Below are 18,132 nucleotides of genomic sequence, written 5' to 3' on the forward strand. Positions count from 1 at the left end.
CTGTTCAGCAAGCCCTACCGCCAGATTCCGGCCCGATACGACCGCGGGTATGGCCGGCCTGGAAATAGAGAAGCCCTGGAACCTCCAATGTTCCAGGGTTTCTTCATGTCCGGCGAAAGCTCCGGTCTGTCCTTCCTGTGTGCGGCCCGCCGGCATTGCGCGCAGCAGCGATGAGGGAAGCGGAAACCACCGCACACATGGGGTTCACCGGCGACCGGCCGGGAACACCGACCCCGGAGGGACACCATCATGGCCACGCTGAACTTGGACGACCTGATCACCATCAACGACAAAGAGGGTTACACCTACTCGGACGAGGGCCACCCCGCCGCCAGCATCCCGCAGCCCATCTACAGTCAGGACCACTTCACGGGCCCTGAGCTGGCCATCTTCTACAAGACGCACCGCGGCACGGACCTCTACAACACCTACACCGTGTGCGGCTGGGAAGCCGGGAACTACCACCGTGCGGAGAACGGCGGCCCCCTGGTCGAGGGCCCGCAGGCGTTCATGAACGAGAACGGTTTCGCCGTGACGGCCCACAAGCAGGAGAAGCGCGAACGCATCGTCGTCGCTCCCGGCGACACCGTGATCATCCGCGGCACCGAGTACGAGGTCAGCGTCGACCGCCAGGTTTACGCCACGCTCACCGCCAAGGCCTGACCCCAGAAACGCAGAGAAGCCCCGGAACGGCAGCCGTCCCGGGGCTTCTTCATGCCAGCCTGGCTAGGTGCCGGAGATCGTCCCGACGGAGTCCGCTGTCCTGGCCAGGTGAACCCAGCCGGCGGTGGCTGCCTTGTAGTCGAACGGGTTGACCGCGATGCCCTTGGCTTCGAGGATGTTGATGAACGTGGCGTCCGCGACGTCGTCCCACAGGACGCTGACGACCGGTAGGCTCACTCCGGCGTTGTCCGGGCCGAGGGTGCGCCGGCGGACGTGCGCCTGGACAGGGTCACAGGCGAGGGACAGGGCGAAGGCAACCAGGAAGGCCTGCCAGAACCCGACGTTCACCGCGAGCAGCACGGGCACCGCCACGATGGGCAGCAGGGACAGCCCCAGCCGGAGCAGCATCGCGTTGAGGGTTGTCCTGGCGACGCCGCGGGTGCGTTCGCTTTCGGCAACGGCCTTCCGGGCGGCCCGTACGGCGGCTTGCCGCCAGGCTTTCGGTGACTCGAGCTGCTCGGTGACCGCCGCGACCGCTTCGGCATACTCGGCCGTGCGGGAGGTCCGCAGGTCCCGCAGAGCCTTCTCCCTGGCGGTGTTGTTGCGGGCAGTGAAGCGCAGGGCGCCGGCGACGGACAGCTGGTGGGCTGTGAACGAGGCGGCGCGCTCGGCCAGGTCCCCGGTGGACACCGGAGCCGGTTCTACTGTGGGCTCCTCCTCATCGTCGACCAGTCCGTTCCCGATCCGGATTCCGTACCGCGGGGACCCGTCGGCCAACATGTACTCATCGTTGTTCCGAATCATGCGGCTTCCTGCAGCTCGGCGGCGGGAACGGGCACGTCAGCTGTGGCGTCGGTGCCGGTGATCTCCTCGGTGCCGGTGACCTCCACGACCAGGTCACGGACCCAGGCAGGAGCGATGCTGATGTTCAGGTCAGGGTTGCGGTGGTCGTTGCGGTACTCACGGGAGAGCCGCCTCTTTCGGCCGTTGCCGGTCAGGACGACGTGCACACCCGTGTACGGGGCGTCCTCGTTCTCGGCGCTGATCCGAATGATGGCGCAGTCGGCCGTAAACTTGCGGCCCTTGGCCAGGTCCCGGTCCTCGTGGGTGGGTGCCAGGACCAGGGTCCATTCCCGGAACCTGCCGCTGCAGCTCACTGCGGTGTAGTTGGCCGGTGCGCTCATTCGCCTGCCTCCTGGTCGTCCTCGTCGGTGTCGAAGAGATCGTCTTCATCGTCTTCATCGTCTTCGTCGGCCTCATCAGGGATGTAAGGGCCGGCCGTCAGGGAGAAGGTGGCCCACAGCGGATTGCTGGACAGGCCTTCGAGAGGGACGCCGACGTCGGTGCCGCTGATGCGGGACAGGTCGCGGGCTGTGCGCAGGCGCTCAGCAAGGGTGTCCTGGTGCTCGGCAACCAGGGCCATGAACTCGTCCGACGCGGTGGGCGACGGCTCATTGTCGGCGTTGGATAGGACGAAGTCGATGCGCTCACCGAACTTCTCGAAGCCGACGCTCATGGACAGGTCCAGGGCCATCTCGAAGGCGCTCGGGGCCAGCTTGGACAGGATGGACGTGACGCCCTCGGGGGCAATGTCAGGGGCAGTGCTCATGGGGCTCTTTCGTTGATGGGTAGTGCCAGTACTCCGCATGTGTACGGACACGCCGGGCACCCTCCCCGGCAGGGCTCCCCGGCGGAGCAGGCCATCGCCCGCACACAGGAAGGCATGACCACAACGCTTCCGCCCCGCCAGCCGCGCGGCGTCCCCTCCGGCGGCGAGTACGCCCCTTACGCCCATGCCGAAGGCGGTGTCGCCCTGAACCCGGCCGGCGACAGGATTCCCGGGTTGATCGACCTGACCCCGGAAGCGCAGGAGATCCTGGACTCGATCCGGGCCGCCGGCGGCCGCCCGCTGATCGTCGGCGGCGCCGTCCGTGACTCACTGCTTGCCCGGGCCCAGGGCGCGCCTGTTGCGTCCAAGGACGTCGACATCGAGGTGTACGGGCTCTCGGCGGACCAGCTGCGGGCCGCCCTGCCGGGCAACGTCCAGGAGTTCGGGCAGAACTTCGGGGTGCTGAACACCAGCATCAAAGGCCAGGACTTCGACGTCACCCTGCCTCGCCGGGACAACAAGACCGGGGAAGGACACCGCGGCTTCCTCGTGGAGACCGACCCGGAGATGCCGTTCGAGGAGGCATTCGCCCGCCGGGACTTCACTATCAACGCGATGGGCTGGGATGACGCCACGGGCGAGCTTGTGGACCCGTTCGGCGGCCGTGCCGACCTGGAGGCCGGGGTCCTGCGGCACACCTCCGCGGAGAGTTTCGGAGAGGACCCGATTAGGGTGTTCCGCGGGGTCCAATTCTCGGGACGTTTTGGCTTCGACCTGGATCCGGAGACGGCTCAGCTGTGCCGGGAGATTGCCCCATCCTTCCACTCGCTGCACAAGGACGGTATCTGGAAGGAGTTCCGAAAGCTCACCACCAAGGGCACCCACATCTCCAAGGCGCTGCAGACCCTGCACGCGGCCGGCTGGGAGGACCACTTCCCGGATCTGGCCGCCACCCGCGGCGTTCCCCAGGACCCGATCTGGCACCCGGAAGGCTCGGTCGAGGTCCATCTCGGCCTGGCCGGTGACGAGGCAGCGGCAATCGCCCGGCGGGACGGCCTGGGTGAGGACGAAACCTCCATCCTGGTCCTGGCCGCCATCACCCACGATTTCGGCAAGGCCCACTCCACCATCGTCAAGACCAACGGCTCCATCGTCTCCGGCGGCCACCACGAAACCGGGGTCGAACCGGCGCGCCAATTCCTGGCACAGATCGGCGCACCGAACGACCAAGTCAGGAAGGTACTGCCGTTGATCCGGGAGCACATGTGCCACACCCCAGGCGGGGATGAGAAGGTCAGCGACACCGCTGTCCGGCGGCTGCTGCGCCGGCTGGACCACGCAGGCGGCGGTCCGAGCCTGAAGGAATGGTCACGCCTGGTTGAGGCAGACAAAGCCGGCCGCGGCGACGGTGCCCGGCACAGTTTCAACCACCTGCCTATCTGGCTGGAGAAAGCCGACCGGCTCGGCAGCGAGTCGGGGGTCGGCAAACCGATCCTGAAGGGTCCGCACCTTGCCGAATCCGGGATCGAGCGCGGGCCGCTGTGGGGCCACATCATCGCCCAGTCGGTCGAGGCCCAGGACGACGGCGTCTTCACCGACGAAGCCGGCGCCAGGGACTGGCTGGCCGGCAACCGGAAAGCGGTGCTTACTGAGGCACAGCGCCGGTGGCAGAAGGCCCAGGCGAAAGCGGAGAAGCTCCAGCGGGCCCGTCTGGCGGCGATGAAAATCCAGCAGACCGAGCAGAAGGCACAGGCCAGGGCGGAGAAGGAACGGGCGCGGGCCGCGCGGCAGGGTGACGCCGGCTGATGTCAGAAAACAGGCGGACATGACAGGAGGCTGGCCGGACCACAACGGCCGGCCAGCCTCCTTGGGCACTACTGCTTAGAGCGGCTGGATGTTCTCCGCCTGGGGACCCTTGGGGCCCTGGGTGACGTCGAACTGGACCTTCTGGTCCTCATCCAGTGAGCGGTAGCCGCTCGATGCGATTGCCGAATAGTGTGCGAACACGTCAGCGCTTCCGTCGTCGGGGGCGATGAAACCGAAGCCCTTTTCGGCGTTGAACCACTTGACTGTACCTGTTGCCATTACTGCATCCTTCACGGGCTGCCGGTCAGTTCCGCTGTTCGGAATAGTCCCGGCCGCTCACGGCATGAGCCTATGTGCCAGCGCAGGGCATAGCAAGGAAGGGTGGCTATTGATTAGGAAGCACGACAGTGCGGGAGTGCGGCTTCTCGTCCGCCAACTGCTTGACCCAGTCCGGGGTAGTTTTGCCCAGGCGGCGGTCGGTGACGAGCCGGAGCTGCGCTGCGGCGATCTGCATGGCCCGCCTGTCATGGTCGACAGACTGCGGGCGCTCGACATCAGAGGACACTTGCTGAGTCTCGTGACGCCCGTGGTGGGTTGCTGTGCTCATCGCGCTCCTCCTTCAGGTGAATCTTGCCGGTCGCTCTCTTCATTGTCCCGTGGCTCGGGCTCACCGTCCACCCCTGCGTCGTCCACTGCCTGGCCGCCGACCCTGAAGAAAGTTTGGCCAGCACCTTTGGCCGTAACTAAGACCACGCCTTCATCCTGCAAGGGACCACCCAGTTCAGGCGCATTGGTAACTGCTTCCGTCTGTTGTTTCTCCGCCTCGCTTAGCGGGTTCTCCCAGGCAGCCTCCAGGACATCGAGTTCGCCCTTGCCGGCCAGCTCGCTCTCAGCCAGGACCGTGAGGACCTTCAGTCCGACGGTGCCGCGCCTGTCGTCGCCGGAGTACACGGCGTCAAGGGCCCACTGGGTCCGTTTCCACCATTCGGCTCGGTTGTCCGCCTCGCGCTTCTGCTTGATCTGCCTGAACCCGATGATCGCGGCCACGACCGCGCCGATGAGCACCGCCAAGGGGCTGAGCGCGGCGACGATCTGCCACCACTCCGGCGGCGGGGCCACCACGGTGACAGGGAACGGGCTTGGCGACGGATTCACGGCTCCACCTTAGCGCCGGGCCGCGGCGATCTCGGTGAGGACGTCGTCCAGGCTGTACCCGAGTTTCATGGCTTCCAGCCGGGTGATGGCCATCTTCTCGGAGATGGAGCGCCAGGTGACGTTAGCTGCCCGGTCGGCCAGGACAGAGCGCGAGAGCACGCGGGCGGTGGTGGCGCTGGTCGGGAAGGCGGGGGAGCGGTGGCCGAGAAGGTTCATGGGCTCCATGTGTACGGCAGGGTCCACTTCCGGCTCTACGAAAAGGGCATAAAGAAGCCGGAGCGGGTTGCATCCGCTCCGGCCTACTTTTCGTGGGCGAGTTCTCAGCTCCACAGCGTCCGCAGAACGGCCCATAGCAGCCAAGGAGTCAGGCCGGTCCGATCTTCGCTTCGTTGCCCCAGACCCCAAGTGGAAGGACCTGGCGATGACGTAAACGTCCGCTTCGAACCTCATGTGTACGGCCCCGTCAGAAACCCTCACCGCTAAGCAGCGGCCAGCTCCCGATCCCCGGGAAAGGAGATGGCTACCGGTTCAGCGGGGATGGCCACAGGCACTAGGTCCGGTACGTCTGTGGTTGTCACCTCGAGCACGATCGAGCCGCAAGGGTAGGAATTCAGGGACACATTGCGCTTCTTCACGCCCTCCTGTGTGCGGCTCTTTCCATGCGCGCCGTGCCGAAATCTACGCATGTTCAGAAACAGCAAGGCTTTCTCTTACGCATCGACACGAGGACACCATTTGAGTACTCCTGCAGGCTGGTATCCAGACCCAAGCGACAACGGTTCACTGCGCTGGTGGGATGGTTCTACGTGGACGACCCATACGCAAGTTCGACCACAACAGCCCCTGACGAGCGCTCCCGCGCAAGCGCAGGAGGTAGGTCGGGAGCAATCGGAGCCTCTAGCTGTCTTGAGCACTGCAGAAAGCACCGCTTCATCAGAGCAGTCTCACAAGAAGAAGCCCGGTCCTTCGACTTACATCGTCGGCGGAATATTGACTCTCCTCGCTATTGGCGGCATTGCAAGCGGCGGCATCTGGTCTGGCTTGATATTCCTAGCTACCGCAGGAATCCTAACGGGCCTCTATGTGGTCATCACTGGCCGGCGCTCTTGGGCAATGCTGCAGGGGCGCAAACTGGGCCTGATCGTCGTCGGCGGGTCATTGGTCCTCAACCTAGTCGCGGTGAGCATCTTTTCATCGTTGAATCCCGCAACGTCTGTCACCGCCGACCAGGCAGCGTCGGTGCCAGCTCCCGCTTCATCTCCCGCGCCGGAGTCTCCCGTGGCGGCGCCGACGCCTGAAGATCCTGCACCTGCGCCCGCGGCCGAACCCGCCCCAGTTGCTGAAATAGCGGCCCCACCTGCGCCTGTGGCAGACCCTGCGCCGGTTAATGTCACCTACGAGAACTGCGCTGAGGTTCGGGCCGCGGGTAAGGCACCTCTGCTGCGGGGACAACCGGGATACACGGCGAAGATGGATTCGGACGGTGACGGCGTGGCTTGTGAGAAGAAAAAGTAGGACGGGCCCTTCAGCACACAGAGTCTAGATCGCACCGTCATCTAGGTGCACCCGCCAACGGAAAACCTACGCATGTTCAGTCGCATGAGCTTGAACATTGCGGAGGCTGCAGGCGCCGGGCATCTACCGGCAGCGGTCACAGTTACCCCTCCACGGGCAGAGACTACGTCCAGCCTGGAGCGGTACCTGGCAGAGATTTCCGACCCGATACTCCGCGAGAACCTGTCTCGCGAGATTGGCAGCCTGAAGCGCGAGTTCGGACTGGTCTTCGAGCGCCACCACCCGGAGGGCATCCGCCTGCCGAAGCACACTGTGAAGCGCGGCTCCAAGGTTGTGGTCAGCACGGTAAACGGCAAACCCAACAAGGACTCGGAATTCTACCGCGTACACAGGCTGAACCGAGACGAATCGACAGCCCTGCTCGTGGACGCCGAGGGCAACGAAGCGATCCACCCGATCGCCAACCTGACCGTGGCTAAGGAATTCGGCGACGTCATGTACCCCGGGCTCCGGAAGCTCTCCGAGATCCGCCGCGGGGCTCCGGAAGCTCCCGTCCACACGATCATCAACGGCGAGAACTACCACGCCCTCGAAGCCCTCCAGTACACGCACACCGGCAAGGTTGACCTGATCTACATCGACCCGCCCTACAACACCGGCAACGCCGATTGGAAATACAACGACCGCTACGTCGACGCCAAGGATGGCTACCGGCATAGCAAATGGCTCTCCTTCATGGAGAAAAGACTCGCCATCGCCAAGACGTTGCTCAAGCCGACCGGTGTACTTATCATGGCAATCGGCGACGACGAGCACCACCGCTTGCGCCTTCTGGCTGACGACGTACTTGGTGAGGGAAACTTCATCTCAAACATTGTTTGGCAGGGTGGCCGCAAGAACGATTCCCGATTCATCTCCAATGGTGCTGACTACATGCTGGTCTACGCCCGCAACCGTGAGCTACTCGTCGAACGAGACGTCAGGTGGCGTGAGGCGAAGCAGGGGCTGGACCTTGTTCTCAATGAAGCGGAGCGTCTCTGGGAAGAGGCTGGGCACAACGCCGCTGAGGCGTCCGTAAAGTTCAAGAGGTGGCTACGGGCCCTGCCCCGCGAGGTTGCCATGCCAGGGGTCACTCGTTACGACCAGCTTGAAGAAGGAACGGGCCGCCCCTTCAATGCAGATAAGGACATGGGTTGGCCTGGTGGCGGCGGTCCGCGATTTGACGTGCTCCATCCCATAACCCAAAAGCCAGTCTCGGTTCCCACAGGTGGCTGGCGGTTTACGACACCGGCCCGCATGCAAGAGGAAATCGACGCCGGAAGGGTGCAGTTCGGACCCGACGAACGCAAGATCCCACGAGGCAAGAGCTACCTGGATGAAATCGACTCGCAAGTTGCGATGTCGGTATTCGATGCCGACCGCACCGCTGCCTCCAAGGCTCTCTTCAATATTCTGGGCGACAAGCGTTTTCCATTTCCGAAGGACCAGTTAGTCCTGTCGCGCTGGTTTCGCTTGATGGCGCCCACGGACGCCGTGATCCTGGACTTCTTCGGCGGGTCTGGGACAACCGCTGAAGCAGTAATTCGTTTGAACGCCGAAGACAGCGGGTCCCGCCAAGCCATCCTCGTCACCAACAACGAACTGTCCAAAGCCGACGACACGAAACTCCGTAAGGCCGGGCACCAGCCGGGTGACGACGAGTACGAGGCCCTGGGCGTTTTCCACCACGTGACCAAGCCGCGCCTCGAAACCGTGGTGACCGGTGTCCGTGAGGACGGTTCGAAGTACAGCGACGGCCTGGACGCGAACATCGCGTTCTTCGAGCTGACCTACCTGGACGAACCCGAGATCGTCACAGGCCGTGCATTCAACGACCTGGCCGGACTGTTCTGGCTCAAGGCAGGCGGCATCGGCGGGACCGTCGAGCTTACGGCTGGCGCCAAGGCGGACGGCTTTGCGATCTCCGCGTCGGGACGCACTGCAGTCCTGTTCACGCCTGGTAGGGCCCAGGCCCTCGCAGGGAAGTTAGCAGCCACCGAGCACGCCATCTCCCACCTCTTCATCGTCACGGACTCAGAAGCCCAGGGCGACGAAGCGGCAACACACTTCCCCGGCGGAATCACCGTCGAACGAATCTACGGCAACTACCTGGAGGCGTTCCAGGTCAACAGGAAGGACTGAACATGACCTCCGCCAGCGGCGTTGTCTTGAGAATGAACGGAGGGCCGGACGTCCATTTCGAGGACGTCGACGAAATCGGCTTTTCGTACACACCCTGGGAGTCCGAGTACGACGTCCAGCCGACGTTTTCCCCAATCTTCACTCTGCGTTCTGTAGCCAGCATGCCAGGTGAACCACATCGCCCGCGCATCGCCAGAGGTCCACTGGAGGTAGGCGATCAGAGTCAGCTGATCGACCTCTCCCAAATCTCCGAAGCCGTCAACAAGGTTGTAGCGGGGACTCCACTCCCTCCAGATGCTCCGAAGCGGAGGGTGCTGGTAACCATTCGCTCATCGGCCGGCTGGTTCCGCACGCAAATGCCCGAACTCTGGGCCGCTGAGTTCTTCTCCCAGATCGGTCAGAAAATTCATCATGCAATGACACACCACGGCCTCACGCTCCACGAAGGCCTGATCGAGGACATTGCCACCACGAGGCACCACCCCCTGATGTCACTCGTTACCGGACAGGACGCTAAGTGAAATTCACCCTCACCGACTACCAGCATGACGTCACTAACACCGTCGTCCAGCGGCTCAACGCCGCTGTGGCCATGTTCGACAATGACGGGGCTCGGTCCGCCGTCGGCCTGACAGCACCCACAGGAGCCGGCAAGACCGTCATCGCCACCGCAATCCTGGAGAAGCTCCTGTTCGGCGGCGGGATCCAGTCTCCGAACAAAAACCTGACGGTGCTGTGGCTGACTGATGACCCGTCTCTAAACGAGCAGTCCCGCGACAAGATCCTCAAGGCGTCCTCGCTGATCCAGCCCTCGCAGATCGAGATGATCGACTCCACCTACGACCGCGAGGTCCTGGAGTCGGGCAAGATCCACTTCATCAACATCGGCCGGCTCGCCCAGGGCGCGACCTCCCACATTGCCACGGGGGATTCCCGCCGCTGGTCGCTGTGGGAGACGATCGGCAACACGGTCGCGCGCCGCAACCGGGACTTCCTGTTCATCGTCGACGAGGCCCACCGCGGCTCGGATTTCAAGACCGGAGACAAGAAGACGATCATGCGGACTATCTTGGATGGCGGCCCGGTCGAATTCCCGGACGGCGCCGGCAACAAGAAGACCATCGTGAACGTCCCGGTCGGCGTCATGCTCGGCATCTCGGCCACGCCGAAGAAGTTCGAGGACGCCATGAACGGCGCAGCTGACCGCACTCTCTTCAAGGTCGCTGCGGACACCGCCAAGGTCCGCGACTCCGGCATGATCAAGGACCTGATCAACGTGAACCACCCGAGTGACAACCAGCCCACTGACGACACGCTCGTGCGGGCAGCCGTCCGCGACCTCATTTCCTACACCAAGCTGTGGGAGGAGGAAGGCGCAGTCTCCGGCGGCATCCACACCGTCAAGCCGCTGCTGGTCGTCCAGGTTCCCGACAAGGTCTCCGAGGCGACCCTGGGCAACCTGGTGTCCTCCATGACGGCAGAGTGGAGTGGGCTGAAGCAGGAGACAGGCAAGGCCCCGGTCATCGTCCACTCCTTCGGCGAGAAAAAGCACATCGACCTGCCCGATGGCCGCATGGTCCCGTACATGGCGCCGCAAAACATCGAGGAGAACCAGCACGTCCGGGTCGTTCTGTTCAAGGCTGCCCTGACCACCGGCTGGGACTGCCCCCGCGCCGAAGTTATGGTGTCGCTGCGCGCGGCCAAAGAGCACACCTCCATCGCGCAGCTCATCGGCCGCATGGTCCGCACCCCGGTGGCCGGCCGGATCGATACCGAGGGCCTGGATGAGCTCAACTCGGTCTCCCTCTACCTGCCGCACTACGACAAGGACGAGGTCGCCAAGGTGGTGTCAGCCTTCGTAGGTGACGCCGACGTCGAGGTCCCGGTTGCCGTGAACCCAGTGGAGCTCGCCCGCACTACAGGCATCCCCGACGAACTCTGGGAGATCGTCCTGCCGAAAGAGGTCAAGCCCAAGAGGACCTTTGCCTCCGAGACTGCGCGCCTGGCCACCCTCGGCACGCGCCTGGACGGCTTCAAGATTGGCAACCCGTACAACCCCGGGGTGACGCTGACGCAGGAAGTGGAGAACTGGGTGTCAGCCAATCTCATGGCGTCCTACCTGCGACTGCAGGCTGGCATCGACGAGGACGCCGCCGGCCTGCTAGAGGTCACCTACGACCGGGTTGGCTACGACCAGTACACCGGCCAGACCATGACCACCACCGCGCTGGCCGTGCGCACTTCAGCGACCAACATCCGGGAGCTTCACAAGAAGGCAGAAGCCCGAATGCCGGATGCCTCCGGAAGCTGGCTCTACAACGCCCTCTACGCGCTGCTCGGCGACCATGAGGAAGCCGTTGCGCGACTCTCCGCCATGTCAGTCCACGAGGAGGTCATCAAGGAACTGGAAGGGGCGGCGAGCCGGCTCATCGACTCGTGGCGTCGCGACTTCCAGCCTGCCCTGTCGCGCCTGGCCGTCGATTCGAGAGTGAGCCTGGACGAGGTCTGGCACCCTCACGGGGTGCCTATCGCAAAGGACTTCACCCTCCCCAAGGCCGTGAAGACCCGTACCCAGAAAGTCGTCACCGACGGTAAGGGCAAGGCCACGCTGGAAGACCTGGAGACGTTCAAGCGGCACCTGTTCGCAGACGCCCGGGGCGACTTCCCGATGGCCGCCACCGGCTGGGAAAGGGACGTCATTGCCAAGGAGCTGGCGCAGCCCGGCCTGCTCGGCTGGTACCGGAACCCGTCCGCCGGAGCCGGTGGGCTCTCCGTCTCCTACGTCGAAGGCGGAGTGGACAAGTCCATGTTCCCTGACTTCCTGTTCTTCTACCAGGTCGACGGCAGGGTCGTCGTGGACATCGTCGACCCGCACAACCACAGCCTGGGCGATACCCCGGGCAAGTGGGCCGCGCTATCTCGGTTCGCCCGCCAGAACCCCGGTAAATTCCGCCGGGTCGCCGCAGTCATCAAGAACAAGGCCGGCGTCCTGAAGTCCCTGGAGCTCACGGGCCGTGCAAACACCGTTCTGGAGGACAAGATCGCGGCTGCATCCGGTGGGGAAGACATCGCGGCGCTGTTCGAAGAGTACGGCGGGACTTACTGATGGAAACCACGGCCGACTCCTTGCCTCCGGCTCCTGGCCTGCTCGCGACGGGGTACGACGTACTGGAGAAAATCCAGATGCTTGTGCCGATGGTGGATTTGCTCGATTTCCTCGACGAGGTTGGGGGTGAGCTCGAAGAAGACGAAATCAAAGAGGACGCGATGGGTTACGCGTACGACAGAATTTCGGACTCAGCGCGAGCGTACATGGGCGCCTCAGTGGGCCATCTCGGGGCCCTGAAGGATCTGTTGGAGCCCCAACTGGAGTATCTGCGTAGGCAGGGAAAATCATGTTTCCCTGCACGGTCTGAAGAGGGTGAAATTCGACATGTAAGGTCACTTCTCATGCTGTGTCGAGCGGGGCTTGAAGGCGCAGCTCAAGCGCTCCTATTGCTCAAACCCGACAGCTCGGCTGACCGGATCAAGAATCACATGCAACTTGTCTTCGTGGACCTCAACGAAGAAATCTCTGCCCAGGGCGAGATTGAAAGGGAGACAGATCCCGCAGTTGTTAAGCGTGAATTCACCGCCAGGTACGGCCATGTTCCTCGTTTCGGGTACAAGGCGCTGGTCCGGGAAGCCGCAGTAATGATGGGTGAAGATCCAGATTCGTGGGAAAGGATGTGGCGCGGGGCCAGCGCCGCTACTCACGGTCGGGTATGGGTCAATTACTCTATGACGGACGTGGGCCCCGCGGGCCTTTTGAGTCTTGCCTCCGCCGCCACGAACACGCTCTGCGAGTCATTCAAGTTCTTTATGCAGAGAGGAGCAGTCCCGATTGCAACCCTGTGCATGGACGACATCCTGGGCGAGTTGATGGCAGCCGATCCCGACGTCTGGTTCGCAAGTATCCGGTAGCCGAACGTCTTGCTGACAGCACCACGGCAATATCCGCCTTCTAGGGCTCAGGTTGAGCCGCGCAAACATGGATACGGCCTTCACCTCGTCCGCACACATGGTCCCCATGGACATCATCTTCGTGAGCTTTGACGACACCCTCCCGGTTCCGGCCCTGGCTTCGCCGTTCGCGTTGCCACGCGAGTCGGTGATCGACCTTTTCGAGCGCGGACGTGCGTTGACGCAGCTTCAGTGGCACAAGGACCGGGTGTTGATCCGGCCGGAGGATGAAGACGACTGGAAGAACGCCGAGGAGGTTCGGCGCATCGTGGTCGAGGACGTAGAGCTCTACGACTTCACCGGGTCCATCTACGAGTTCAACATCGACACCGAGCGGATGGACGATCTGGGCTACCGCGCCTACTTCGTCCCTGGTGGAGGCATTGCCGTGCAGTGCCCTGCGACCACCGTAGGCACCGCAGCCGATCGAATCTTCTACGACCTGCACCTGAGCTTCGGTAAGTATGCTCCTGATCGTCTTAACTCCTGGGCCGAGTACGCCTCACAGGTGCCCAACCTTGAGCGAGTCTTCGCTCTTGCCGGCGTCGAGAGGCACGAGAAGGGTAAACAGGCGAAGGTAGCCTACCGGGTCGATAACTGGCTGGCCCACCGCGCTGTGCTCCAGGATGCTGAAGGCACGGTCCGCGCCGATAAACTGGCTCTCGGGGATGTCGTAGACGCTGCAGACGTCCGCTGGTGGTCCCACACGACCCAACGTGTCACCTACCAGGTCTCCGCCATTGAGCCAGCCGACAACGGCAACCTGACCATCACGTTCGTCTCCGGCAATGATCGGGACCGAGTTCTCACTGTCCCTGCCAACCGCCGATTCTCGAAGGTCGTTGATGCCTAAGGCCACCCGCATCAGATGTGGAGTTTCTGTTGGATAGCCTGAGACTACTGCTCATCATCAATTGGGGGAACCGATGAAGCGCCTTGCCGCCCTGCTCATTGCCGTGCCGTTGCTCCTGACCGGATGCGTTGTGCCCTACGGCGGGGCCACACCGACGGCGACCGCCAGTGCGCCGCCGGACGGCGCGAAGGTCTACTCGACGCTGGACGAGGCCGGGATAGAGCAGATCAAGGACGACAAGAGAGCCCGCCTGGATATGACGGCGGGAAACCTGAAGAAGTCGGGTGTTGGCCTGGATGACGGAGCTGCCGAGGCCCCGAGTGTCCACATCACCGATGGGGTCATGGACCTGGTCATCGAGGCTCCCTACACGGACATCACGGCGCAAACAGACCGGTTGCGCCTGAACGGCTTGAACAGGCGGGCGGACTTCACAGAGGTCACGTACTTCCTGACCGCCGGCTCCCTGGAGGAGCTGTCCGGGCTGATCCGGGACGGCGTGGGCCGCTACGGCATTCCCAGCGAGCCGGCAGAGCGCTGGATCGAGTCCATCTCGGCCAAGCCTGATCAGAGGAGCGACTTCGCCATAGCACCGGGTACCTTGACCGGTCTGCAGGTCACGTACGACCTCCGCTATGACGGTTCGAAGGAGACCCAGGTCATCATCGTGCACGTGAGTCCGCTGCCCAGCAAGACGAGCTGACTGAAGCAGCCCTTATAGGTGGGCAGATGCTTGGAAAGCCTTGATTGAAAGCTGTCCTTTGCCAGGGCCGTGCACATGTAATCTGACTTCAACCATCACTACGTCCTGGGGGATGCAATGACCGAGAACTACCCGCCGGTGCCGCCGGCTCCGCAACAGCCTGAAGGCCAGCCGTTCACGGCGCCCGGCAACTTCCAGGGCAGCCAGCAGCCGCCGCAGTACACCCAGGCACCGCCGCCGGCGTACGGTCAGCAGCCCTACCCGCAGCAACCCCATAGCCAGCAGCAGTACGGGCAGCCCCAGTACGCTCCCTACCCGCCGCAGCAGTACGCCCAGCAGTGGTCCCAACCAGTGGCACCGAAGCCCAAAGCTTCGGGCTTCCGGGTCGCCGCCGGCATCGTCGGTATCGTGCTGGGCTTTATCCTGCTGCTCGCGTCCGGTGTCGGTTTTGGGGCCAACGTAATCGCCGGCCTCCTCCTGCTGATCGCCGCCCTGGGCAACATCGCCGCCGGGATCGTGCTCCTGGCAATGCAGCGCGGAAAGACCCGCGGCGCCCCGATTACCGCCATCAGCTTCGCCGGCTTTGCCCTGCTCGCAGCAATCATGGCCATCCCGTTCGCCGGCGGAGCGATCCTCTTCTTCACCGTCCTCCTGGCGGTCCCGCTCCTCGTCCTCATGGGTATGGGTCTCTCGCGCGAGATGAAGGAAGAAGCCTCGCCCTCATACTCGGGCAGCTGACACGTGGACAATTACGGGGAATTTCTGCAGCGCCTCGATACGGCTGCAGCCAGCCTGAAGACCAGGCAGACGAAGCTCAATCACATCCTATGGGCAGTTCGCACCGCGGCGGACCAGAACGATTTCGGGTTCGACGAGTGGACGAAGCGCAACGCACGTCTGGAGGCACTCATCGCCGGCGGTGGCGCCAGCGCCGGCCTCACGGACCTCCACGGCGTCTCGGTCAATATGAAGACCGTCTTCCGGGGGCGGTCGGAGCGGATCAACGCCCGGCTGGCCGCCGTCCAGGCCAAGATCGACCAGGTCAGCGGCTCCCTGCACAACTTGGAGCTGAGCAAGCAGAAGCTCACGTCCTCCCGCGAGCTGGCCGGGGAGCGGGCGCGCCTCAGCGAGGCCATGCTCGGCCTCGCAGGCACTGCCGAAGGTATCGCCGTGGCCACTCCGGACGGCGGACTGCAGGACGATCTGAAAACAGCCAGGGAAGCCGTCGTGCTGGCCGAGGCGCTGCTCGAAGTGAAGGGTAGCTGACATGGCTCCGTCAACCAGTGCGAAGATCATCGCCACCATCACTCAGAAGCAGTGGACCGGGCGGCCCCTCAAGGACTGCGGCAAGCTCTTTCTCGGCGCCCTCATCATGGCTCTCATTGCCTTCCTGATCCTTTCGATCTTCATCCCACCCCTGTTCAACGCGATTATGCCCCTGGGCTTCTTCTCCGCACTGGCGCTCACGATCTACCTGGTCGCCTACGACGTGCGGCGGGAGAAACGGTTCCTCACGAGCCAGACGGAGGCCGTAAACGACTTCATCCTCGAAAGCACCGGCGACCCCACCAGCCGGATCACCGTAGACAGGTTCCGGCTCCTGCTCGAGTACAACGGCAACCTTCCGCTGAGCATCAATGGGGTTCCGTGCCTTGAACTAAAGGCCTCCGGTGACCGCAACGCGGACCGGCAGATTGTCGCTACCGTCACCGCCCCGGAATACGGCCTGGACAGCTTCGACCGGCTCCTCATGGAAGAGGCCAAGCGCTCAGCCTGACACGGAAGAGGCCCCGATCCGATTGAACGGACCGGGGCCTCTCTGTTGGCCTAGAAAGCTTTGGCAAGGGCCTCCGCGGTGAGGCGCTTGATGTGGCGCTGCTCGGTCTCGATGTCTTCCAGCAGGTCTTCCGGGTGGCCCATGAAGCCACCGTGCCGGTAGAGGTTCTGCATGAACGCCAGGCGGCGTTCGGCGGCCTCCAGGCCGGGTTCGAAGGGGCCGCCTTTCACGTGGCAGCGGGCCGTCAGCTCCTCGTACTCGCGCTGCTCCTGGGCAGTCCGGACAGGCTCAGCCGGGGCGGGCTCCACGACGGGGGCAGGTACGGCCTTCACTGGCCGCTTGCCGTTGACCCGGTCACGGATCTTGTACTCAACACCGTCGATCGCGTCCAGCATCTCTTCGGGATGGCCTGTGTAGTTGTCGGCTTTGTAGGCGGCCTTCAGGGACGCCAGGCGCAGCCGGGCGGGCCATAGGGCAGGGCTGGCGGCGCGCAGTGCGCGAAGGACACGGGAGGGGCTGGAGGAGGTGCTCATGCTCCATTATGTGTACGGACACACCCCCAGCCTCTCCCGCTCTGCTGCTAGAGCCTGAAGGTCGGCTCCGAATGCCCGTAGGAGGCGAAGCTGCCCCGGTTGGACGCCGCCGTTGTCTTCCCCCTGCCGGCGGCCGCGGTGGCCTTAGCCATCCGGTTCTGCAGCTTGCGCTGGGCGTCCCACAGCTCTGACTGCAGCTTCATCAGATCCGCCCGGGTAACGCGGTTGCCTTTCGAGTCCGTGTACTCCTGGCAGCTGGACGGTTCCTGGGCTGCGCCGATGGGACCGTACGCGGTGCTGCACTCATCGCCCCGGCCTGCCTCCTCCGCGTATTCGTTGTTGCCCATGATGATCCCGCCCGTGTTGCGGGTCCATTTGACCGTCTTGAGCCGGTCGAAGAAGGCAGTGCCGGCGGCCGAATTGTGGGCCCGCTCGGTGGCGCCGCGGTTCTCACTCGTGCTCCAGCGGACCGTGCTGGTGTCCTTGTCGAAGCTGACCGACCCTTCACCGGCCGGGAAGCTGGTGGTCCGGTTGGTCGGGAACGGCAGGTCCGACTTCAACACCCGGGCCGGTTTGCCTCCGGGAGGCAGGCCGAGCCGCCATTGGACGTCGTCGACGAACTCCTCCGTGAAGGGAGCCGGGGCTGGCCGGCTCCAGGACGAGTAGCTCTGTGGCGGGTAGAGCTGCTTGTGTTTGGCGTCCACGTACTTCTGGAGCGCTGCCGTGTAGGCGGCCGGGTCGGTCTGCTCCTTGCGGGTCAGTCCCTTCCAGAACGCCTGGGTCTCGTCGAAGACCTTGCTCTGGTGCTCGTGCGTGGCTTTCTGCACGGCCTGGCGGACGGCGGCGAATTCTGCGGACGGGAGGACGATCTCCCCGTGCTGTCGGTCCCAGTGGCCCATTGTCTTCCTTTCAAGCGGGTGTCACTGGGTTGTGTGCGGCGGTGACCGGTCCGGCCAAGTCCGCACACATGAGCTGGCATGAAGCGATTCCAGGTCCACGTCACTGCCCGCATCGAGGCCGGGAAGGATGGTGTCCAGCAGTCCGACGTCGACACCCTCGCCGCGTTCAACGAGTCATTGGCCTCCATGTTCGAATCCGATGCCTGCCGCGTGGTCTCGATCCGCGACAACGTCGCCTACGGCTCGGTCGTCGGCACGGTGGAGCGCAAGAACGCACCGGTCCTGGCTGAGGTGAAATTCCGTGACCCGGAGGCCGGCACCATCCTGGCTGCCGACTTCATCAAGCGTGCCAAGGACGCCGGACTGGACGCCACAGCCTCCGCCGTCTCCAAGTCAGTGCTCCGGGCCGAGGGCCACCGCTAACAGAATTCCCCTC

23 protein-coding genes and 1 pseudogene are annotated in these 18,132 nt (G+C 63.9%); 14 read left to right on the top strand and 10 right to left on the bottom strand.

All coding sequences use genetic code 11. From position 1 onward, the window contains the following. Positions 1–249: 249 nt before the first annotated feature. Entirely contained in the window at positions 250–663 is a 414-nt protein-coding gene (locus IDT60_RS21460; RefSeq protein ID WP_191082538.1) for a hypothetical protein, read from the top strand. 63 nt (positions 664–726) lie between these two features. Here the strand turns inward: IDT60_RS21460 and IDT60_RS21465 are convergent, their stop codons facing one another. The 3 genes from IDT60_RS21465 to IDT60_RS21475 are packed head-to-tail and all read right to left on the bottom strand — an operon-like array spanning position 727 to position 2,272. Further along, a complete protein-coding gene (locus IDT60_RS21465) occupies positions 727–1,467 on the bottom strand; it encodes a hypothetical protein (RefSeq protein WP_191082539.1) in 741 nt (246 codons plus the stop codon). Further along, the gene (locus IDT60_RS21470) at positions 1,464–1,847 is read right to left on the bottom strand and encodes a hypothetical protein (RefSeq protein ID WP_191082540.1); all 384 of its coding nucleotides are present in this window, start codon (positions 1,845–1,847) and stop codon (positions 1,464–1,466) included. Before IDT60_RS21470 ends, IDT60_RS21465 begins: the two co-directional genes overlap by 4 nt. Then, positions 1,844–2,272 (bottom strand): hypothetical protein, encoded by a 429-nt coding sequence (locus IDT60_RS21475; protein WP_191082541.1) that lies wholly within the window; start codon positions 2,270–2,272, stop codon positions 1,844–1,846. Before IDT60_RS21475 ends, IDT60_RS21470 begins: the two co-directional genes overlap by 4 nt. Before the next feature lie 114 nt (positions 2,273–2,386). On the opposite strand from IDT60_RS21475, the gene IDT60_RS21480 reads away from it, so the two are divergent. Then, a complete protein-coding gene (locus tag IDT60_RS21480; protein WP_191082542.1) occupies positions 2,387–4,078 on the top strand; it encodes a metal-dependent phosphohydrolase in 1,692 nt (563 codons plus the stop codon). Between the two features lie 75 nt (positions 4,079–4,153). Here IDT60_RS21480 and IDT60_RS21485 read toward each other — a convergent pair whose 3' ends face one another. The 5 genes from IDT60_RS21485 to IDT60_RS21505 all read right to left on the bottom strand — a co-directional run bounded on the left by IDT60_RS21485 (position 4,154) and on the right by IDT60_RS21505 (position 5,868). After that, positions 4,154–4,357, bottom strand: coding sequence for a cold-shock protein (locus IDT60_RS21485; protein WP_191082543.1), 204 nt, complete (start codon positions 4,355–4,357; stop codon positions 4,154–4,156). A 106-nt stretch (positions 4,358–4,463) separates the two neighbouring features. Then, a complete protein-coding gene (locus IDT60_RS21490) occupies positions 4,464–4,685 on the bottom strand; it encodes a hypothetical protein (protein WP_191082598.1) in 222 nt (73 codons plus the stop codon). Beyond that, the gene (locus IDT60_RS21495; RefSeq protein WP_191082544.1) at positions 4,682–5,233 is read right to left on the bottom strand and encodes a hypothetical protein; all 552 of its coding nucleotides are present in this window, start codon (positions 5,231–5,233) and stop codon (positions 4,682–4,684) included. Before IDT60_RS21495 ends, IDT60_RS21490 begins: the two co-directional genes overlap by 4 nt. A gap of 9 nt (positions 5,234–5,242) precedes the next feature. Beyond that, complete coding sequence (locus tag IDT60_RS21500) at positions 5,243–5,449, bottom strand: hypothetical protein (RefSeq protein WP_191082545.1); 207 nt, start codon at positions 5,447–5,449, stop codon at positions 5,243–5,245. Between the two features lie 263 nt (positions 5,450–5,712). Beyond that, complete coding sequence (locus tag IDT60_RS21505) at positions 5,713–5,868, bottom strand: hypothetical protein (RefSeq protein WP_191082546.1); 156 nt, start codon at positions 5,866–5,868, stop codon at positions 5,713–5,715. Between the two features lie 49 nt (positions 5,869–5,917). Between IDT60_RS21505 and IDT60_RS23615 the strand changes: the two are divergent. From IDT60_RS23615 to IDT60_RS21555, 11 genes and pseudogenes are all read left to right on the top strand, one after another. Beyond that, a pseudogene (locus tag IDT60_RS23615) lies at positions 5,918–6,064 on the top strand (DUF2510 domain-containing protein); the annotation flags it as partial. Between the two features lie 75 nt (positions 6,065–6,139). Then, positions 6,140–6,748, top strand: coding sequence for an excalibur calcium-binding domain-containing protein (locus tag IDT60_RS21510; protein WP_223884081.1), 609 nt, complete (start codon positions 6,140–6,142; stop codon positions 6,746–6,748). Positions 6,749–6,832: 84 nt separating this feature from the next. After that, complete coding sequence (locus IDT60_RS21515; protein ID WP_223884078.1) at positions 6,833–8,929, top strand: site-specific DNA-methyltransferase; 2,097 nt, start codon at positions 6,833–6,835, stop codon at positions 8,927–8,929. A gap of 2 nt (positions 8,930–8,931) precedes the next feature. After that, complete coding sequence (locus IDT60_RS21520) at positions 8,932–9,450, top strand: hypothetical protein (protein ID WP_191082549.1); 519 nt, start codon at positions 8,932–8,934, stop codon at positions 9,448–9,450. Then, complete coding sequence (locus tag IDT60_RS21525; RefSeq protein ID WP_191082550.1) at positions 9,447–12,035, top strand: DEAD/DEAH box helicase; 2,589 nt, start codon at positions 9,447–9,449, stop codon at positions 12,033–12,035. The genes IDT60_RS21520 and IDT60_RS21525 overlap by 4 nt, the downstream gene beginning before the upstream one ends. After that, positions 12,035–12,892: a hypothetical protein gene (locus tag IDT60_RS21530; RefSeq protein WP_191082551.1), complete on the top strand. Its 858-nt coding sequence runs from the start codon at positions 12,035–12,037 to the stop codon at positions 12,890–12,892. The genes IDT60_RS21525 and IDT60_RS21530 overlap by 1 nt, the downstream gene beginning before the upstream one ends. Before the next feature lie 106 nt (positions 12,893–12,998). Then, on the top strand, positions 12,999–13,784 hold the full coding sequence (locus tag IDT60_RS21535) for a hypothetical protein (RefSeq protein WP_191082552.1): 786 nt from the start codon (positions 12,999–13,001) through the stop codon (positions 13,782–13,784). A gap of 73 nt (positions 13,785–13,857) precedes the next feature. Beyond that, positions 13,858–14,487 (top strand): hypothetical protein, encoded by a 630-nt coding sequence (locus tag IDT60_RS21540; RefSeq protein ID WP_191082553.1) that lies wholly within the window; start codon positions 13,858–13,860, stop codon positions 14,485–14,487. Positions 14,488–14,604: 117 nt separating this feature from the next. Beyond that, entirely contained in the window at positions 14,605–15,225 is a 621-nt protein-coding gene (locus IDT60_RS21545) for a hypothetical protein (protein WP_191082554.1), read from the top strand. Positions 15,226–15,228: 3 nt separating this feature from the next. Continuing rightward, positions 15,229–15,753, top strand: a complete 525-nt coding sequence (locus IDT60_RS21550) for a hypothetical protein (protein WP_191082555.1) — start codon at positions 15,229–15,231, stop codon at positions 15,751–15,753. A gap of 1 nt (position 15,754) precedes the next feature. Continuing rightward, positions 15,755–16,264, top strand: a complete 510-nt coding sequence (locus tag IDT60_RS21555; protein ID WP_191082556.1) for a hypothetical protein — start codon at positions 15,755–15,757, stop codon at positions 16,262–16,264. 50 nt (positions 16,265–16,314) lie between these two features. Here the strand turns inward: IDT60_RS21555 and IDT60_RS21560 are convergent, their stop codons facing one another. Next, positions 16,315–16,797, bottom strand: coding sequence for a hypothetical protein (locus tag IDT60_RS21560; RefSeq protein WP_191082557.1), 483 nt, complete (start codon positions 16,795–16,797; stop codon positions 16,315–16,317). Positions 16,798–16,844: 47 nt separating this feature from the next. Continuing rightward, positions 16,845–17,696, bottom strand: a complete 852-nt coding sequence (locus tag IDT60_RS21565; RefSeq protein ID WP_191082558.1) for a hypothetical protein — start codon at positions 17,694–17,696, stop codon at positions 16,845–16,847. A gap of 78 nt (positions 17,697–17,774) precedes the next feature. Here IDT60_RS21565 and IDT60_RS21570 point away from each other — a divergent pair, with 78 nt between their 5' ends. Further along, complete coding sequence (locus IDT60_RS21570; protein WP_191082559.1) at positions 17,775–18,119, top strand: hypothetical protein; 345 nt, start codon at positions 17,775–17,777, stop codon at positions 18,117–18,119. Positions 18,120–18,132 lie beyond the last annotated feature (13 nt).

This window comes from Pseudarthrobacter sp. BIM B-2242, assembly GCF_014764445.1.
Lineage (GTDB): Bacteria > Actinomycetota > Actinomycetes > Actinomycetales > Micrococcaceae > Arthrobacter > Arthrobacter luteus_A.

Coding starts and splice junctions, on each gene's coding strand:
- IDT60_RS21460 (WP_191082538.1), top strand. CDS start 250: ATGGCCACGCTGAACTTGGACGACCTGATCACCATCAACGACAAAGAG.
- IDT60_RS21465 (WP_191082539.1), bottom strand. CDS start 1,467: ATGATTCGGAACAACGATGAGTACATGTTGGCCGACGGGTCCCCGCGG.
- IDT60_RS21470 (WP_191082540.1), bottom strand. CDS start 1,847: ATGAGCGCACCGGCCAACTACACCGCAGTGAGCTGCAGCGGCAGGTTC.
- IDT60_RS21475 (WP_191082541.1), bottom strand. CDS start 2,272: ATGAGCACTGCCCCTGACATTGCCCCCGAGGGCGTCACGTCCATCCTG.
- IDT60_RS21480 (WP_191082542.1), top strand. CDS start 2,387: ATGACCACAACGCTTCCGCCCCGCCAGCCGCGCGGCGTCCCCTCCGGC.
- IDT60_RS21485 (WP_191082543.1), bottom strand. CDS start 4,357: ATGGCAACAGGTACAGTCAAGTGGTTCAACGCCGAAAAGGGCTTCGGT.
- IDT60_RS21490 (WP_191082598.1), bottom strand. CDS start 4,685: ATGAGCACAGCAACCCACCACGGGCGTCACGAGACTCAGCAAGTGTCC.
- IDT60_RS21500 (WP_191082545.1), bottom strand. CDS start 5,449: ATGAACCTTCTCGGCCACCGCTCCCCCGCCTTCCCGACCAGCGCCACC.
- IDT60_RS21515 (WP_223884078.1), top strand. CDS start 6,833: ATGAGCTTGAACATTGCGGAGGCTGCAGGCGCCGGGCATCTACCGGCA.
- IDT60_RS21520 (WP_191082549.1), top strand. CDS start 8,932: ATGACCTCCGCCAGCGGCGTTGTCTTGAGAATGAACGGAGGGCCGGAC.
- IDT60_RS21530 (WP_191082551.1), top strand. CDS start 12,035: ATGGAAACCACGGCCGACTCCTTGCCTCCGGCTCCTGGCCTGCTCGCG.
- IDT60_RS21535 (WP_191082552.1), top strand. CDS start 12,999: ATGGACATCATCTTCGTGAGCTTTGACGACACCCTCCCGGTTCCGGCC.
- IDT60_RS21540 (WP_191082553.1), top strand. CDS start 13,858: ATGAAGCGCCTTGCCGCCCTGCTCATTGCCGTGCCGTTGCTCCTGACC.
- IDT60_RS21545 (WP_191082554.1), top strand. CDS start 14,605: ATGACCGAGAACTACCCGCCGGTGCCGCCGGCTCCGCAACAGCCTGAA.
- IDT60_RS21555 (WP_191082556.1), top strand. CDS start 15,755: ATGGCTCCGTCAACCAGTGCGAAGATCATCGCCACCATCACTCAGAAG.
- IDT60_RS21560 (WP_191082557.1), bottom strand. CDS start 16,797: ATGAGCACCTCCTCCAGCCCCTCCCGTGTCCTTCGCGCACTGCGCGCC.
- IDT60_RS21565 (WP_191082558.1), bottom strand. CDS start 17,696: ATGGGCCACTGGGACCGACAGCACGGGGAGATCGTCCTCCCGTCCGCA.
- IDT60_RS21570 (WP_191082559.1), top strand. CDS start 17,775: ATGAAGCGATTCCAGGTCCACGTCACTGCCCGCATCGAGGCCGGGAAG.